Annotated in this window: 11 protein-coding genes and 1 pseudogene; 9 read left to right on the forward strand and 3 right to left on the reverse strand. The window is 59.6% G+C overall.

Annotated elements, in window-relative coordinates:
• Nucleotides 1-252, reverse strand: a pseudogene (locus RCH93_RS13155) (hypothetical protein); the annotation flags it as partial.
• A 220-nt stretch (nucleotides 253-472) separates the two neighbouring features.
• Between RCH93_RS13155 and RCH93_RS13160 the strand changes: the two are divergent.
• Nucleotides 473-928, forward strand: a complete 456-nt coding sequence (locus RCH93_RS13160; RefSeq protein ID WP_306548877.1) for a YaiI/YqxD family protein — start codon at nucleotides 473-475, stop codon at nucleotides 926-928.
• 177 nt (nucleotides 929-1,105) lie between these two features.
• Here the strand turns inward: RCH93_RS13160 and RCH93_RS13165 are convergent, their stop codons facing one another.
• The gene (locus tag RCH93_RS13165; protein ID WP_306548878.1) at nucleotides 1,106-3,751 is read right to left on the reverse strand and encodes a PAS domain S-box protein; all 2,646 of its coding nucleotides are present in this window, start codon (nucleotides 3,749-3,751) and stop codon (nucleotides 1,106-1,108) included.
• Between the two features lie 137 nt (nucleotides 3,752-3,888).
• On the opposite strand from RCH93_RS13165, the gene RCH93_RS13170 reads away from it, so the two are divergent.
• Nucleotides 3,889-4,422, forward strand: a complete 534-nt coding sequence (locus tag RCH93_RS13170; protein WP_306548879.1) for a hypothetical protein — start codon at nucleotides 3,889-3,891, stop codon at nucleotides 4,420-4,422.
• 258 nt (nucleotides 4,423-4,680) lie between these two features.
• On the opposite strand, the gene RCH93_RS13175 is transcribed toward RCH93_RS13170, so the two are convergent.
• Nucleotides 4,681-5,079, reverse strand: coding sequence for a PEP-CTERM sorting domain-containing protein (locus tag RCH93_RS13175; RefSeq protein WP_306548880.1), 399 nt, complete (start codon nucleotides 5,077-5,079; stop codon nucleotides 4,681-4,683).
• A gap of 436 nt (nucleotides 5,080-5,515) precedes the next feature.
• Between RCH93_RS13175 and RCH93_RS13180 the strand changes: the two genes are divergently transcribed.
• The 7 genes from RCH93_RS13180 to RCH93_RS13210 all read left to right on the forward strand — a co-directional run bounded on the left by RCH93_RS13180 (nucleotide 5,516) and on the right by RCH93_RS13210 (nucleotide 17,174).
• On the forward strand, nucleotides 5,516-6,022 hold the full coding sequence (locus tag RCH93_RS13180; RefSeq protein ID WP_306548881.1) for a hypothetical protein: 507 nt from the start codon (nucleotides 5,516-5,518) through the stop codon (nucleotides 6,020-6,022).
• A 175-nt stretch (nucleotides 6,023-6,197) separates the two neighbouring features.
• Nucleotides 6,198-7,583, forward strand: a complete 1,386-nt coding sequence (gene eat / locus RCH93_RS13185) for an ethanolamine permease (RefSeq protein ID WP_306548882.1) — start codon at nucleotides 6,198-6,200, stop codon at nucleotides 7,581-7,583.
• Between the two features lie 64 nt (nucleotides 7,584-7,647).
• Nucleotides 7,648-9,033, forward strand: a complete 1,386-nt coding sequence (locus RCH93_RS13190) for an ethanolamine ammonia-lyase subunit EutB (RefSeq protein ID WP_306548883.1) — start codon at nucleotides 7,648-7,650, stop codon at nucleotides 9,031-9,033.
• A complete protein-coding gene (eutC, locus tag RCH93_RS13195) occupies nucleotides 9,030-9,893 on the forward strand; it encodes an ethanolamine ammonia-lyase subunit EutC (RefSeq protein ID WP_306548884.1) in 864 nt (287 codons plus the stop codon). Before RCH93_RS13190 ends, eutC begins: the two co-directional genes overlap by 4 nt.
• Before the next feature lie 1,215 nt (nucleotides 9,894-11,108).
• Nucleotides 11,109-12,539, forward strand: coding sequence for a circularly permuted type 2 ATP-grasp protein (locus tag RCH93_RS13200; RefSeq protein WP_306548885.1), 1,431 nt, complete (start codon nucleotides 11,109-11,111; stop codon nucleotides 12,537-12,539).
• 24 nt (nucleotides 12,540-12,563) lie between these two features.
• Entirely contained in the window at nucleotides 12,564-13,541 is a 978-nt protein-coding gene (locus RCH93_RS13205) for an alpha-E domain-containing protein (RefSeq protein WP_306548886.1), read from the forward strand.
• Between the two features lie 303 nt (nucleotides 13,542-13,844).
• Nucleotides 13,845-17,174 (forward strand): DUF2126 domain-containing protein, encoded by a 3,330-nt coding sequence (locus RCH93_RS13210; RefSeq protein WP_306548887.1) that lies wholly within the window; start codon nucleotides 13,845-13,847, stop codon nucleotides 17,172-17,174.
• Nucleotides 17,175-17,237: the final 63 nt, after the last annotated feature.

The following is a 17,237-nucleotide window of genomic DNA, read 5'->3' on the forward strand; positions in this document are numbered from 1 at the left end:
CCCTTTGCCGATGACCAGGAAAGAGGTCAGGGCCGCGGTAATCGCCACCAGGGCCAGGGCCGACCCAATCCGCATTGAGGAGCCGGAAGGCTTGGCCTGCGCCGTTTCCTCGGGGCTCGGTTCAGGCGGCTGCTCCTTGGTGCGCTCCTGCGCCTGCTGGTAGCGGCGAAACAGCAGCCCGCAGGCCTCGCACTCTACCGGGTTAGTCTGCTCGTGGGCACATTTGGGGCAACGGATTGTTTCTTGGGTCATATCAAAAGGCTCGCCATGCTGGTTGTTACGGTTGGGTTTAGGGCGTGCTCGGTTTAGAGCAGCGTTTGGGCCATCATAGCACAGAATAAAGGCGGGGCAATGGCGGTTGTCTTCTTTTGGCGCGCGCGCAAAAAAGCGGGGCAAGCTGTGGGCGATGCGGTATAGGGCAGGGGCAAGCGCTTTTCGCCTGCCCGCAGTCATTCAACGCAATGAGGGAAACGTGCATATCTGGGTTGACGCCGACGCCTGTCCCAAGGTGATCAAAGAGATTCTGTTTCGCGCCGCCGAGCGCACCGGGGTGGCCATGACCCTGGTGGCCAATCAGCCGCTTGCGGTTCCGCGCCTGAAAAACATCCGCACCGTGCGGGTCGGCGCCGGGTTTGACGTGGCGGACAATGAAATAGTGCGCCGACTGGACGCCGGGGATCTGGTGGTCACCGCCGACATTCCCCTGGCGGCGGAGGTGATCGCCAAGGGCGGCCACGCGCTCAACCCGCGCGGCGAACTCTACACCACCGACAACATCAAGGCCCGGCTCTCGATGCGCGACTTCATGGACAGCCTGCGGGCCACCGGGGTTGAAACCGGCGGCCCCGCCTCGTTCAATCAGGCCGACCGCCAGGCCTTTGCCAATCAGCTGGACCGCTTCCTCTCCCTCCATTTCCGCCGTGCTTAGCGGGGGAGGGGCGTCATTTTTGATCGTTCCCGCGCCCCAACATTTTATTTCGTTCAAAACCATGAGGTTAAGGGATGGCTTGAATTTACTCTGCTCCCTTAGCTTCATTAATTGGATAAACTGTCACTGTAATTCACGCCTTGCTTTGGCAATGATCGTCACATCCCAGAGTCAGCCTCAACTCTCCAAGGCCTCTCGAATCTTGATGGCCAGTTCATTTTGAGAGAAAGGTTTCTGGATGAATGACGTTCCTTCCTTAAGCACTCCCTGGTTGGCGATGATATTGGCCGGATAGCCAGACATGAACAGACATTTCATCTCAGGCCGACTCTCCAGTAATCGTGCCGACAATTCACGGCCGTTCATTTCAGGCATGATCACATCAGTTGCAAGCAGGTGTATCTGACCGGGATACTCACCGGCCAGGCGGATGGCTTCGCTCGGAGTGCCTGCTGCCAGTATGGTATAGCCAAGGCTTTCGAGCATCATCTTGCTCATTTGCAAAAGTGTCGGCTCATCCTCCACCAGCATGACGATTTCATCTCCACATACAACAGGTTTAGCAGATGCTGTTGCCTGCGTCTCTGTGGTCGTCTCGACGTGCCGGGGGATGCAGAGGGTGAAGGTTGTCCCCAGTCCCGGTTCGCTGTAGACGTTAATAAAACCGTTGTTCTGCTTAACCGCCCCGTACACCGTGGCGAGACCAAGGCCGGTTCCCGCGCCCACGTCCTTGGTGGTAAAGAACGGTTCAAAGATATGGGCTAATGTTTCCTTGTCCATGCCGCTACCGGTATCGCTTACGGTAATCCGCACATAGTCCCCGGGCAGGGACCCCTCATGAGTGGCGCAGTACGCCTTGTCATAGCTCACGTTTTGTGTTTCAACCGTCAGTTTGCCTACACCGGCGATAGCATCACGACCATTGACACAGAGATTGGCAAGAATCTGGTCGATCTGCGACGGGTCCATGTTGATTGGCCAGAGACCGGTGCCGGGCATCCAAATGAGACTGATGTTTTCACCGATGAGACGTCTCAGCATTGTGAGCATCCCTTCTATGGTCTCGTTCAAATCAAGCACTTTGAGAGCTACTGTCTGTTTACGGGCAAAGGTCAACAGTTGTCGGGTCAAGTCGGCGGAACGCATGGCTGCTTTCTGGATTTGCTCCAACTTGTCGTAAAACTGGTGAGACGGGTCCATCTGCATGAGAATCATTTCAGAATAGCCAGTAATCACCCCAAGCATATTGTTGAAATCGTGCGCCACACCTCCTGCAAGCTGACCGACAGCTTCCATTTTCTGGGCTTGCATCAGCTGCGCCTCGAGCCGGGCCTGCTCCTCCTCGGCGCGGCGACGCTCAGTGATGTCACGGGCCACGCCAAGCATCATCGGCGCGGTCTCCGAGGGTAGATAGACAACGCGCACCTCCACCGGAAAAATGGCGCCGTCCTTGGTGCGATGGGCGGTATCAAGAGTGGTTTTCCCCACGCTTGCCAGATGCTCGAAAAAGGAGGCAAGCATGGCGTTGTCGTCATGGACCTGGGCATCGACATCAGCAATACCCATACGGAGCAGCTCCTCCCGAGAATAGCCGGTTTGTCGCTCCGCCTCGGCGTTAACGTCGTGCAGGCGACCGTTCGCATCGGCTAGATAGATGGCGTCGGCGGCATTGTTCACCAGTGCCTTGAAGCGGGCCTCGCTCTCGAGCAGGGCCTTCTCCTGCTCCTGGCGATGGCTGACATCGGTCTCGAGAGCGGCAATCATGCCATCTATCGCCCGGGCCAACACTCCGAACTCCGGCGATTGGCAGGAGAGTCCGGTGCGGGCGGAGAAGTTCCCTGAAGACACCTCCCCGGTGGTGGTCAGAAGGCGACGCAGTGGGTCGGAGATCACCCTCTGGCCATAGGCAAAGAGCATGACGGCGAAGGCGGTCGCGCATCCGCAAAGAAGGAGCAGATTGACCGTCATCTGCCGCTTCGCATCGGCGTACAACTCCCTCTTGTTCAGTCCGACCACCAGGGTAAAACGGCTTTCGCGCTGTCCGATAATGATCGGCACGATCACATAGACGCTGCCTGCCTTATCGCCGCCTGCCACAGCTGTCTCTTGCAACCCCGGCCCGCGTAAGGAAAGGTTTGGCGGTAGACAGTCTTTGCCGGCAAGACCAATCATCTGCGGTTTTGCGGCGGCAAAGAGAAGGGTGTCATCGTGATCCAGCAGGTAAACTTCACCTCCTGTAGAGGTCATTTTTTCGGCGAAGAGCTCCTCGAAAAACGAAAGTTTCAGGGCGGCGCCGAGGATCAACCGCACCTCCCCTTCCTGGTTGAGAACCGGTAGTGCATAAGGCAGGGAGGCGGTGTTGGCCGACTTGCTGATAATGAACTCGTCGACAACAAAGGCTTTGCTCTCCATGGTCCGCCTGAACCACTGGCGCTGGCGTACATCAAGGGGCAGCGCGACCGGAATCGAACAAGCCCGAACAAAGCCGTCAGGCGAGGCGGCGACCATGGTTGAATAATGCGGCATGGCGGCGTGACTCTTTTCGAGAAGCGCGGTGATGGCCTGAAAATCGCCATCCCGCACCGCCTCGCTGGATGACAGGGCGGTCAACACCTGTTGGGTTTCCCGGCTGATGGCGAGATAGCGCTCGGAGATTTTGGCGCTACGCTCGTGAACCGCATCGGTAGCCCGGGCAAGCGCCATTCGCTTCACCATGGTGTTGACGGAGACGGCCCAGCCGACCATTAAAGCGGTGAGCAGCAGGACAATGATCAGGAGATGAGTCCGGATTGTCCAGGTGAGAGGATGTAAACGATTTATCATCGACTCCGCAGTGAAGAAGTGGTCGCCCTACTGGCAGCGCCAAGAGCGCGCCCCGGTTCCTTTCATGGCAGTGATAAAGGCGATAAGGGTGATTAATCATCGCTTTCTTCGGGCTTCCTGTCAATCAGCTTTGAAAAATGACCCCCATTTCAGCGTCCAAAATTGCCCCCCTGAAATATAAAAAACACGCTCGTTGTTTCCTCTGTGTGCATAGGGTCACAGAGGGGAGCTTAAACTTTTTTCTGGAGCGAGAATGGGCCAAAGTGTTGCTCGTCGGAGCGGAAGAAAAAAGCTTGAGCGGGTTTTATCGGTTGTTGTTATTCCCTGTTTTTGAAGCGGTAGCTCTCATTGCCGGTTTCGATGATGTCGCCAATGGTGGGGCAAGCGATCCAGGCAAGCTGCAATCCTTGTGCGGTGCGGTGTTTTCCTTGAAAAGTCAGTGGAAAGCAAGGCGTTGTGGTTGGCGTTGCAGGTGTGGCGGCTTCTGCGGAGCTGTGAAAATCCTTGGGCGACAAGGGCTTCAGGAGGCAATAGGGCTGACGCGAAAGCCGATGAACCAATCTGCGCAAAGTTTGATCGTTCCCACGCTCCAGCGTGGGAACGCAGCCTTGGATGCTCCCGCGTCATATTCCTTTCAAAAACATATGGTTAAAAGGGATGGGGTAAATTGATTCTGCTCCCTTAGCTTCATTGATTGGGTAAACTGTCACCGTAATTCCCGCGCTGCTTGAAGTAGACCCGGTATCCGGGGCCGTGAGATAAAAAAGCCGCCCTAGATAGGCGGCCTCATATGGAAGGACAACACATTGGCCGCTGATTTCAACATCAGCCGGCAAGCCGTTTATAAAATCATCAACGGGTGAAATTTAAGAACAAAAAAGCAGAGCGTTTATCGCGCCACCTTATGGCGCTGATTGATAAGGGAAAAATTATCTTTTTTTTCTGCCAACTGCAATAATACTGGTCACCCCCACACCAAATAGAAGCATGGTAGCCGGTTCAGGAACAGGATTGCCAATGGTGATAATAACGCCACCAGAATGGGTATCATCTTCTCCAGACTCCATGCCTGTAAGTATAGCGCCAGAAGGAGCGTCACCACCACTGACAGCACCGCTAATGCCGCCCATGTCGATAATTAGATCAGGGGGGATAAAAGAAATTTCAGGCTCAAACAAAATGATAGGCGCAGGAGGAGTTCCCTCAAAAGTGATTATAATCCCTGTTTCCGTTTGTGGTGTTTCTTGAGTGGGATCCGCATTAGCTATTCCCGAGATACTAATCAAAAGCATACCTGTTACCAATCCTAGCAAGACCTTTTTTTTCATATCTCCTCCGCGTTAAAATTATCACCTGCACTGCAATGGGATCCCCTCCAATTGCACAAAGCAGGTAAAGCTTGAACAATTCAGGCCAAGAACAAATTAACATATCTTTTCAATTAACATAATTTATATTATTGTAATATTGATAATTTCTTCAAATTGACTGCAGCGCAAGGTTTCTGAGAAGATGAAAAAATGTGCCAGTGCCACATGGTGATATATACATCCGATAAGTATGAGGCTGTTGCCCCAAGCCAGATTCCGGATTTCGGGGACAGTATATCCCACCTCCCTTCGCCGTCATATCAAAAAAATACGGGGCGCGGGTTACCTAAAACAGGCGCGGGGTCGAACGGGTAGTAGGCCAAATCCCTTGTGTCGCGCGATTATTATTGTGCTGATTTGCCGATCAATGCCGCGCAACGCAAGCAAGAGGGGTTTGGACTCGACCCCATATTTCACCTCGGTCATCTTCTCCGGGGTTGCCATGCAAGCTGTAACCCTTGTGCGGCACGGTGTTTTCCTTGGAAAGTCAACGGAAAACAGGGCGTTGTGGTTGACCTTGCGGGTGTGGCGCGTCTGTGAAGTCGTGAAATGCCTTGGGCGGCAAGGGCTTCAGGCGGCAAGAGCGCTGATGTGGAAGCCAGTGAAGCAATCTGCGCAAAGTTTCTGGCGTCCTTCTTCCGACTGTTCCTTCTCGAGACGGATCATTCCGATTTTATTGCAACAACTGCGCGCGTCGGTCATCTCAACACGCACGGCGAGGTCGCAGAGCAAAACGGGACGCTGGAGCGTCCAGGGTTGTGTTCCCACGCTGGAGCATGGGAACGATCATGCCCCGTCTCAAAACGCCACTTCGCCGACATTGTCTCGTTATCGCCAAAAACGTATCGTTAAACAAATAAAAATTTCAAAAATGGAAAATTTGATTCAGGAATGTAATTAACGTAAAATTAATAATATTAATAAGTTGCTTGAATATTTCATGGGTGGACCGGATGTTGCTATGTACCGGCGTGACCTGCGGAGCCTGGCGCTCCCAGGCCTGGCGCAGTCAACCCGTCTCCGGGCGTGATCCGGGGGCGATGTTCATCTTTGTTCCACAGGAAAGAGGGAGTGGTATGAGCAACAACACATCGGCAGTGCAACTGGAAAGGAAGTTAGGGCCCTGGATGCTTTGGGGGCTGGGAGTCGGCTACGTGATCTCCGGCATGTATTTCGGCTGGAACCTTGGCCTGGAGAAGGGCGGCACTTTGGGGTTGGCGGTGGCCACCCTGTTCATCATCGTCATGTACCTGACCTTCACCTTCAGCTATACCGAACTGGCCTGCGCCATTCCCAAGGCGGGCGGGGTGTTTGATTACGCCACCAAGGGCTTGGGCAAGGATCTCGGCTTTATCGCTGGCATGGCCCAGGTGATTGAATTTGTGTTTGCGCCGCCGGCCATTGCCGCCGCCATCGGCGCCTATTTCCATCTCTTTTTGCCCGACGTGCCGGTGATGGCAATCGCAGTGGCCGCCTATATTGTTTTCACCGCTTTGAACATCTACGGAGTTCAGGCTGCGGCCCGCTTCGAGCTGTTCATCACTGTGCTGGCGGTGGCCGAACTGCTGATTTTTGCCGGGGTGACCGCTCCCGGATTTTCCCTGGAAAAGATCACGGTCAACGCCCTGCCCAACGGCTGGGGCGGGGCCTTTGCCGCCATTCCCTTTGCCATCTGGTTTTTCCTGGCCATTGAGGGCGTGGCCAACGTGGCCGAGGAGACCATCAACCCGCAGCGCAACATCCTGATCGGCTTTGGCGCCGCCATTCTAACCCTGGTGGCCTTGGCGATCATCACCTTTGCCACTTCGGTGGGCGTCAACGGCTGGGAGGCCATCGTCTATCCCACCCCCGGCGCGGCCGCTTCCGATTCGCCCCTGCCGCTGGCCCTGGCCCATGTGGTCGGCGACAACCATCTGCTCTACCACATGCTGATCTTCATTGGCCTGTTTGGCCTGGTCGCCTCGTTCCACGGCATCATCCTGGCCGCCGGTCGCGCGGTGCTGGAACTGGGCCGGGTCGGCTACATGCATCCGGCGTTGGGCAAGGTCAGCCCCCGGTTCAAAACCCCGATGAACGCCCTGCTGTTCAATCTGGTGATCGGCATCATCGCCCTGATGAGCGGCAAAACCGGCGAGATCATCACCATTGCCGTGTTCGGCGCCCTGGTGCTCTACATCATTTCGCTGATCACCATCTTTGCCCTGCGCAAGAACCATCCGCACATGGCGCGGCCCTTCAAAACCCCGTTCTACCCGGTTGCGCCGGCGATTGGTCTGGTGATTGCGGTGGTGGCCTTTGCGGCCGTCATCTACTACAACCAGAGTTTGGCCCTGATTTTTGGAGCGATCATGGCGGCGGCCTTTGTCTACTACAAGCTCTTTGCCAGCAAGGATGCGCTGGTGGAGCAGGTGCTGGCCATGCCGGTTGCGGTTGAAGTGAAACCTGTACGAATCGACGACTGAAATGGAGAGTGGCCGTGGTCGTTTGCCGTGATCGCGCGGAGAAACGACCACGGCCCGAGCCGCTATGCATACCTGCACCCTGCAACATCGCACCTATGGTTTCGCCGATCTGGCTGAAGTATTGGCCAAGGCCAGCCCTGAGCGCTCGGGCGACCGGCTGGCCGGGATAGCCGCAACCAGCGCCGAGGAACGGGTTGCGGCCCAGCTGGTTCTGGCCGAGCTGCCGCTGACCATCTTCCTGGAACAGCCGGTTGTTCCCTACGAAGAGGACGAGGTCACCCGGTTGATCATCGACAGCCACGACCGCGACGCCTTTGCGCCGGTGGCCGGATTTTCGGTGGGCGAACTGCGCGACTGGCTGCTGTCTGAAGCGGCGGACGCCGAAACCCTGGCCGCCCTGGCGCCGGGGTTGACGCCGGAGATGGTTGCCGGCGTGGCCAAGCTGATGCGGGTGCAGGATCTGATTCTTGCGGCGTCCAAATGCCGGGTGATCACCCGTTTTCGCAACACCCTGGGTTTGGCTGGGACCTTTGGCGTCCGGCTGCAGCCCAACCATCCCACCGACGACCCCCGAGGCATTGCCGCCTCCATCCTCGACGGCCTGTGCTACGGCTGCGGCGACGCGGTGATCGGCATCAACCCGGCCACCGACAGCGTCGACAACATCCGGCGGTTGCTGGAAATGCTCGACCAGATCCGCGACCGCTACCGCATCCCCACCCAGAGCTGCGTGCTCACCCATGTGACCACCACCATGGAGGCGATCAGGTGCGGCGCGCCGGTGGACCTCTGTTTCCAGTCCATCGCCGGAACCGAAGCGGCCAACCGCAGCTTTGGCGTCGACCTGGCGCTCCTGGCCGAGGCGCACGAGGCCACCCTGGCGCTGGGGCGCGGCAGTTTGGGCGACAATGTGATGTATTTCGAGACCGGGCAGGGCAGCGCCCTGTCGGCCAACAGCCATCACGGCATTGACCAGCAGACCCTGGAGGCGCGGGCCTACGGGGTGGCGCGCCGGTTCCGGCCGCTGTTGGTCAACTCGGTGGTCGGCTTCATTGGCCCGGAGTATCTGTACAACGGCAAGGAGATTATCCGCGCCGGCCTGGAAGACCATTTCTGCGGCAAGTTGCTGGGGCTGCCGATGGGCGTGGACATCTGCTACACCAATCACGCCGAGGCCGATCAGGACGACATGGACGCGCTGCTGACCCTGCTGGGCGCGGCTGGCTGCACCTTTATCATGGGCGTGCCCGGCGCCGACGACATCATGCTCAATTACCAGTCCACCTCGTTTCACGACGCCGCCTATCTGCGCCGTCTGCTTGGTCGCACCCCGGCCCCGGAGTTCCAGCGCTGGCTTGTCGAGCAGGGGATTGTCAACGCAGGCGACGGTCGCTTGCAGCCGATTCGGGCCAACAGCCGGTTGCTCAGCCTGCCGGAGGGATGGCTATGACCCGCAGGCCAGTGCAGATTGAACAGACGGCGGAAGTTGCGGACGCTTTGGAATTTGCGGAAATGAAGGCCTCGCCGGTGACGGCTGATCCCTGGGCGGAACTGCGGCAGTTCACCGACGCCCGCATTGCCCTGGGCCGGTGCGGCGCCAGTCTGCCGCTGGCGGCGGTACTGGAATTGCGGCTGGCCCATGCCCAGGCGCGGGATGCGGTGCATTTGCCGCTGGCGATCGATCAGCTTGCGCCGGAGTTGCAGACATTGGGGTTACAAACGCTGGCGTTGCACAGCGCAGCCCGCGACCGGGCCGAATATCTCACCCGACCCGACCTCGGGCGCAGGCTGGACGGGGATTCGCGCGCCATGCTCAAAAAGCGCCAACCGACGAACGGCTGCGATTTGGCCCTGGTGATCGGCGACGGCCTTTCATCCAGGGCCATCCATGAAAACGCGGTGGCTTTTGTCCGGGAATTTATCGGGCTGTGCGCGGCGCACACCCCGTTTGCCCTTGGCCCGGTCTGCCTGGTGCGCAACTGCCGGGTGGCCACCGGAGACGAGATTGGGGAACTGCTTGGCGCCCGGTTGGTGGTGATGCTGATTGGCGAGCGGCCGGGGCTCAGTTCGCCCAACTCCATGGGCGTATACCTTATCTACGCGCCCAGAATCGGCACCTCGGACGAGGCCCGCAACTGCATTTCCAATGTCCGTGCCGGCGGCCTGCCCGTTGGCCAAGGGGTGCGCAAGCTGGCCTATCTGGTGGAAGAGGCCCTGCGCCTGCAGACCACCGGCGTCAATCTCAAGGACCGGATGCAGGCGGATTACCTGCCGTTCTGCCCCAAACCGGCCTTGCCCGGCAGGGACTGATTCGTCTGCGGAATCCGGGGATTTTTATCGTGATCCCGGATTGCGCTGCGCTCCATCCAGGCTACGACTGCGTTCCCACGCTGGCGCGTGGGAACGATCGCACCAGGGCAGATTGTCGCGGATGCGAGCGCAAATTCCTTTGCAGCCCCGGAGATTTCTCGCTGCGCTCGAAATGCCTTTATATGACCAAGGGTCGGGCGTATGCCGTAAATTTTGGAGCAAACTCTTCCCGCGTCTGTCTTTTCGACGAGCAGCGCGAGGAGAAATCTCGAGATGCTGAAGATCTCTCCCTTTGGCCGAGATGACATGACGGGGAGCGTGCGGATCCAATTGCCTGTTTTTGTTGGGGTTCGTTCCTTACCCAATCTACCCGACTCTCAGTGGCCACGGACGTGCGCCCCGCCGGATTGCGGCTTGTTTCGTTGAGGGGGATTCGGGCACGATGGGGGCCGTTGGCGCTGCGCCGGGCGGCGAGGCGCGGAACCGGATGAAGGGGCAAACTGTTTGAGCGCAGCGAGTTATTGCCCCGCCGGTTCCGCACCTTGGCGAACGGGGCAGTCTCAGCGGCAGGGCTGCCCTTTCTTTTGTTTCTTTTCTTTGGGCAAGCAAAGAAAAGAATGCCCCTCCCGCAGGGAGACAGAGGATGGGGGGCCGCCACACGCCAATTTGGAGATGCGACCCACGCGACCCTTGTCGGCATGAGGGAGCTGGAGCGCCCAGGGCTGCATTCCCACGCTGGAGCGTGGGAACGATCGCACCAGGGGAGGGGCGTCGTGGATGCGAGCGCACATTCTTTGCCCCGGAGATTTCTCGCTGCGCTCGAAATGACCTTGGTTGGGATTTTTCCGCAGATTCGACAACAAAAAACTCGCCCGTCGGTCATTACGACGAGCACGGGAGAAGAAATCTGGTGACGGGAAGAGATCTCTCCCTTTGGTCGAGATGACAGAGCGGGCAGGTCTTCGTGGATGCGAGACAGGGGCAGGGGCACGTTCTCAGGCCCCATCGCCGTTTGTCGCGGTTTTTGTCAAACGGCTGCAATCCGCCTGTGTGTCTGCTGCGCAAACAACTGTTTTCACAATGTTTGCAATCGTCGCTCGGCGCCTGTGCCGGCAATGAGAACTTTTCGTAGATTCTTGCTTTTTTTCAGTATACTATCGCCTGACTGCGGCCTGTACCCGGCCTAAAGCCAGCATTGAACGAGGGGGAAACAGGATGGAAACCTTTACGACCTACGATCCAGGGGATTTCTACGACGAGCTGATCGACGCAGACGGCAGACCACGGCCCGGCGCTCAGCTGCTGGTGGACAAAATCGAATCCCTGCCGCCCGGCGATCTGACTATGCGGCAGAAGGCGGCTGAAACCCTGCTGCTCAAGATGGGCATCACCTTCAACGTCTACGGCCGCGACGAGGGCACAGAGAAAATCTTCCCCTTTGACATCATCCCCCGGATCGTGCCGGCCAGCGACTGGCAGCAGATCGAAAGCGGCCTCAAACAGCGCATCTTTGCCCTCAACGAGTTCCTCCAGGACATCTACAACGACAAAAAGATCCTCAAGGACAAGGTCGTGCCCGAGGATCTGGTGCTCAGCAGCCGCACCTACCGCAAGGAGTGCGAAGGCTTTACTCCACCCAAACGCATCTGGTGTCACGTCACCGGCACTGATCTGGTGCGCGACCGCGACGGCGTTTTCTACGTGCTGGAGGACAATCTCCGCTGCCCCTCCGGCGTGTCCTACGTGCTGGAAAACCGGCAGGTGCTGAAACGCACCTTTCCGCAGGTGTTCGACGACTCACGGGTCCGGCCGGTGGACGACTACCCCAACAAGCTCCTGGAGATGCTGCAGTATCTCGCGCCCGACCACGTCGCCCGGCCGACCATCGGCGTGCTGACCCCCGGAATCTACAACAGCGCCTATTTCGAGCACTCGTTTCTCTCCCAGCAGATGGGCGTCGAACTGGTCGAGGGCCAGGATCTGGTGGTTGTTGACGGCTATGTCCACATGCTCACCACCAAGGGACTGAAGCGGGTGGACGTGCTCTACCGCCGCATCGACGACGATTTCATCGATCCTGAAGTTTTCCGCCCCGATTCGATGCTGGGGGTCAAAGGCTTGATCGGCGCGTACAAGGCGGGCCGGATTGCCATGGCCAACGCGCCTGGCACCGGCATTGCCGACGACAAGGTCATCTACGCCTATGTGCCGAAGATCATTAAATACTACACCGGCGAAGAACCGATTCTGCCCAACGTGCCCACCTATATCTGCGACAACGACGCGGACCGCGCCTATGTGCTGGCGCATCTTGACCAACTGGTGGTCAAGGCGGCCAACGAATCCGGCGGCTACGGCATGCTGGTCGGCCCGCACGCCAGCCAGGCCGAGCGCGACCTCTTTGCTGAAAAAATCAAGGCCGAGCCGCGCAACTACATGGCCCAGCCCACCATTTCGCTTTCCCGGGTGCCGACCCTTGTCGGCGACCGCATCGAGGGCCGCCATGTGGATTTGCGGCCCTACGTGCTTTTCGGCAAGGAAATCTATGTCCAGCCCGGCGGCCTGACCCGGGTGGCCCTGAAAAAAGGGTCGCTGGTGGTCAATTCGTCCCAGGGCGGCGGCTCCAAGGACACCTGGGTGCTGTAAGCGAGACGACAAGGAGGAACCAAAATGCTCAGCCGCGTGGCCAACTCAATCTATTGGATGTGCCGATACATCGAACGGGCGGAAAACGTTGCCCGCTTTATCAGCGTCAACCTCAACCTACTGCTCGACCTACCCTCGGAGCGGGGCAAACACTGGGAACCGCTGGTGCTGATCACCGGCGACCAGGAGCTGTTCGAGGAACATTATCCCGACTACACCCAGGAGGCGGTGATCAACTTTCTCACCTTTGACCGCCGCTACCCCAACTCGATCCTCTCCTGCCTGGCGGCGGCCCGGGAAAACGGCCGCTCCATCCGCGAGATCATCAGCTCGGAGATGTGGGAGCACCTCAACACCTTTTACCTGGAACTGGCGGATCCCCGGTTTCAGCCCATGGCCCTGCAGGCCCCGCATAAATTTTTCAAGATCATCCAGATGCGCAGCCACCTGTTCACTGGCCTGCTGGATTCGACTATGAGCCACGGCGAGGCCTGGAATTTTGCCCGCATTGGCATGATGATGGAGCGCGCCGACAAGACCTCGCGCATCCTCGACGTCAAGTATTTCATGCTCCTGCCCGAGGCCGACCTGATCAACACGCCCATTGACAACATCCAGTGGACGGCGGTATTGAAATCGGCCAGCGCCTTTGAAATGTACCGCAAGGAACATCATCTGATCAACCCGCGGATGGTGGCGAGCTTTCTCATCTTTGACAACCAGTTCCCGCGTTCGATCCGCCACTGCGTCAACAAGGCGCAGATCTGTCTGGAGCGGATCATGAACGGATCGGCCAACGGCGCCGGCTCGAACCCGGCGGAGAAGTTGCTTGGCCGCCTCAAGGCCGATCTGGAGTACACCGACATCGACGACGTCATTAACCAGGGGATGCACGAGTACCTGGACAATCTCCAGACCCGGCTCAACCAGGTGGGCGGCGCCATTGGCGCCACCTTTTTCAATCTCAAGCCCCTGGCGGAAGCGTCGGCTGGTCAGCAGTAGGGCGGTTGTTGTTACGCAGCTTGCGGAATCCGGGGTCTGCTTCGACCTGTTCCCGGATTCCGTTGCACTGCATCCAGGCTATGGGTTGCGGTTTGTGTTTTTCGACGAGCGCCGGCGAGGCGCAATCTCATAATGGTCTGAGATTGCTCGCTTGGCTCGAAATGTTCTCCCCTCCGCCCTCGACGAGGTTGTGCCGTGCGCGTCACGCCCCGTGTTCGTCGGGATGAATTTTTGACTTTAACCAAGGGGCATGGCCGTTGCCGATCACGGCGGCTTGATCCCTGTTGCTGCAAAGGAACGCCCGTGGGAATCCATGTTGCCCTGAACCATCGCACCACCTACCGCTACGACCGTCCCATCACCCTGTCTCCGCAGGTGGTGCGGCTGCGTCCGGCTCCCCACAGCCGCACCCCGATCCTCAGCTATTCGATGACGGTCACCCCCAAGGGCCATTTTCTCAACTGGCAACAGGACCCGTTCAGCAACTACCTCGGCCGGCTGGTCTTCCCGGAAAAAACCGACGCCTTTGCGGTGGAGGTGGATCTGATTGCCGAGATGATCGTCATCAACCCCTTTGATTTTTTTCTGGAACCCACGGCCGAGAGCTTTCCCTTTGTCTATGATCCGGCGCTGAAAATCGAGCTGGGGCCTTATCTGGTCCGCGAACCGGCGGGCCCCCGGTTGAGCGCGTATCTCAAGGAGATCGACCGCAGTCCGCAGCGGACCATTGATTTTTTCGTGGCCCTCAATATGCGGCTGAGCCAGGATATCCGCTACCTGATCCGCATGGAACCCAATGTGCAGAGCTGCGAGCAGACCCTCGCCTCTAGCAGCGGTTCCTGCCGCGATTCGGCCTGGCTGCTGGTCAATATCCTCCGCCATCTGGGGCTGGCGGCGCGGTTTGTCTCCGGCTACCTGATCCAACTGGCGCCGGACGTTAAATCGCTCGACGGGCCGTCGGGACCGGCTGCCGATTTCACCGATCTCCACGCCTGGACCGAGGTGTATTTGCCCGGCGCCGGTTGGGTGGGCATGGACCCCACCTCCGGGCTCTTTGCCGGCGAGGGCCACATCCCCCTGGCCTGCTCGCCCGAACCGCAGAGCGCGGCCCCGATCACCGGGGCGCTGGAGTTGTGCGAGGTCGAGTTTGACCATCAGATGAGCGTGCGCCGCATCCGCGAGGAACCGCGTTCCACCCGGCCCTATCCCGAGGAGGTCTGGGAGCGGATTGTGGCCCTGGGCGACCGGGTGGATCAGATTTTGGAGGCCGAGGACGTGCGCCTGACCATGGGCGGCGAGCCGACCTTTGTCGGCATTGACGACATGGACCATCCCCAGTGGAACACCGACGCCCTGGGCGAGGAGAAGCTGCAGTTGTCCCAGCGGCTGATGCACGGATTGCGCCATCAATGGGCACAGGGGAGTCTGCTCCACTGCGGCCAGGGCAAGTGGTATCCGGGCGAATCCCTGCCGCGCTGGGCCCTGGGCTGTTACTGGCGGCGCGACGGGGTTCCGGTGTGGACCGACGACCAATGGTTGGCGGATCTTTCCAAAGACTATGGTTTCGGCGCGGCCGAGGCCAAGCTGTTCATCGAGACCCTGGCCGACCAGCTGGGCGTGAGCCAGGACTTTATCCGCGAAAGCTTTGAGGATATTTTTTACTACCTCTACAAGGAACAGCGGTTGCCGGTGAATATCGACCCCACCGATCCCCGACTGGAGGACGTTGAGGCCCGGGTCCGCATGGCCCGCGCCTTTGAACGCGGCCTGGGCGCGGTGGTGGGGTATGTGTTGCCGTTGCAGCACGGTTCCTGGAAAAGCGGCCCCTGGCCGTTGCGCGGCGACCACCTGTTCCTGCTGCCCGGCGATTCGCCGGCGGGCCTGCGTCTGCCCCTGGAATCGCTGCCCTGGGTGTCCAAGGCTGACTTCCCGGTCGATTATCCGCTTGATCCCCTGGCCGAACGCGACCCGCTGCCCGATTTCCACGCGGCCCAGCCTTCGCTGCAGGGAGAGCCGGAAGCGTCGGAAGCGCCGGGAGAAGCTGCCGGCAAGGGCGTGCGCACCCAGCCCGCGCCCTATGCCGACCCGCAGCTCGCTCCCGGCGAATCGGCCGCCTGGATCGTGCGCACCGCCCTGTGCGTGCAGCCGCGCGAGGGGAGGCTGCATGTGTTCATGCCGCCGATCGTCAAGCTTGAAGGCTACCTGGAACTGGTGGCCGCAGTCGAGGCCAGCGCCCGGCAAACCGGGATGCCGGTGGTGATCGAAGGCTACACCCCGCCGGCTGATCCCCGCTTGGAATGTTTGAAGATCACCCCGGACCCTGGCGTGATTGAGGTCAACATTCAGCCGATGCACAGCTGGCGGCAGATGGTGGACTGCACCACCGCCCTTTACGAGACGGCCCGGCAATCGCGCCTGGCCACGGAAAAATTTCTGGTCGACGGCCGGCAGACCGGCACCGGCGGCGGCAACCATATTGTGGTCGGCGGCGCCGAGCCCGCGGACAGCCCCTTTCTCCGCCGGCCCGATCTGCTGCGCAGCTTCCTCAGTTTCTGGAACAATCATCCCTCGCTGTCGTTCCTGTTTTCCGGTTTGTTCATCGGCCCGACCAGCCAGCAGCCGCGCATCGACGAAGCCCGCCACGACAGTTTGTACGAGCTGGAGATCGCCTTTGCCGAGCTGGACCGGCAGACCGGCCCCGGCAAGCCCTGTCCGCCCTGGCTGGTGGACCGGTTGTTCCGCCATCTGCTGGTGGACGTCAGCGGCAACACCCACCGGGCCGAGTTTTGCATCGACAAGCTCTATTCGCCGGACAGCAGCGCCGGCCGCCTGGGACTGCTCGAGTTCCGCGCCTTTGAGATGCCGCCGCACGCCCGCATGAGCTTGGCCCAGCAGTTGCTGCTGCGCATCTGCGTGGCCTGGTTTTGGAAGACGCCCTATCGTCAGCCCCTGGTGCGCTGGGGCACGAGCCTCCACGACCGTTTCATGCTGCCCCAGCCGGTGGGCGACGATCTGGCCGATGTGCTGGCGATCCTCACCGAGGCCGGCTTTCCCCTGTCCATGGATTTTTTCCACCCCCATTTCGAGTTCCGCTTCCCCATCCACGGGCGGATCGAGTCCCAGGGCATGGAGATCGAGCTGCGCCAGGCCCTGGAACCCTGGCATGTGCTGGGCGAGGAACCGGGCGGCGGCGGCACGGTGCGCTACGTCGACAGTTCGGTGGAGCGGATTCAGATCAAAATCTCGGGCATGACGGACGAGCGTTATCTGCTGATCTGCAACGGCCGCCGCGTGCCCCTGCAGCCGACAACCACCCGGGGCGTTTTTATCGGCGGGGTCCGTTTCCGGGCCTGGCAACCGCCGTCCTGCCTGCATCCGACCATCGGGGTCCACGCCCCGCTGACCATCGATCTGTTTGACTCCTGGACGGGCCGGGCAGTGGCCGGCTGCACCTATCACGTGGGACATCCGGGCGGCCGCAGCCACGAAGTGCTGCCGGTCAACAGCTACGAGGCCGAGGGCCGCAGACACGCCCGTTTCATCCCCCACGGCCACACCCCGGGCGGGAACCGGCCGCTGCCCCCCCAGGAAAACAATCCCTCGTTTCCTTACACCCTCGATCTGCGGCGGTGAACGTGTCGAATTGGTCCAGAATGCTCCCTGACGCTTTGGTTCGCGAGATCAACCAAGCCGGTC

Origin of the sequence: Desulfobulbus sp., assembly GCF_030824455.1 — a bacterium.
Classification (GTDB): Bacteria; Desulfobacterota; Desulfobulbia; order Desulfobulbales; family Desulfobulbaceae; genus Desulfobulbus.

What these genes read in the sequence shown, in the direction of transcription:
- RCH93_RS13165 (WP_306548878.1), bottom strand. Translation starts at nt 3,751, where the DNA reads ATGATAAATCGTTTACATCCTCTCACCTGGACAATCCGGACTCATCTC.
- RCH93_RS13170 (WP_306548879.1), top strand. Translation starts at nt 3,889, where the DNA reads ATGACCCCCATTTCAGCGTCCAAAATTGCCCCCCTGAAATATAAAAAA.
- RCH93_RS13175 (WP_306548880.1), bottom strand. Translation starts at nt 5,079, where the DNA reads ATGAAAAAAAAGGTCTTGCTAGGATTGGTAACAGGTATGCTTTTGATT.
- eat (WP_306548882.1), top strand. Translation starts at nt 6,198, where the DNA reads ATGAGCAACAACACATCGGCAGTGCAACTGGAAAGGAAGTTAGGGCCC.
- RCH93_RS13190 (WP_306548883.1), top strand. Translation starts at nt 7,648, where the DNA reads ATGCATACCTGCACCCTGCAACATCGCACCTATGGTTTCGCCGATCTG.
- eutC (WP_306548884.1), top strand. Translation starts at nt 9,030, where the DNA reads ATGACCCGCAGGCCAGTGCAGATTGAACAGACGGCGGAAGTTGCGGAC.
- RCH93_RS13200 (WP_306548885.1), top strand. Translation starts at nt 11,109, where the DNA reads ATGGAAACCTTTACGACCTACGATCCAGGGGATTTCTACGACGAGCTG.
- RCH93_RS13205 (WP_306548886.1), top strand. Translation starts at nt 12,564, where the DNA reads ATGCTCAGCCGCGTGGCCAACTCAATCTATTGGATGTGCCGATACATC.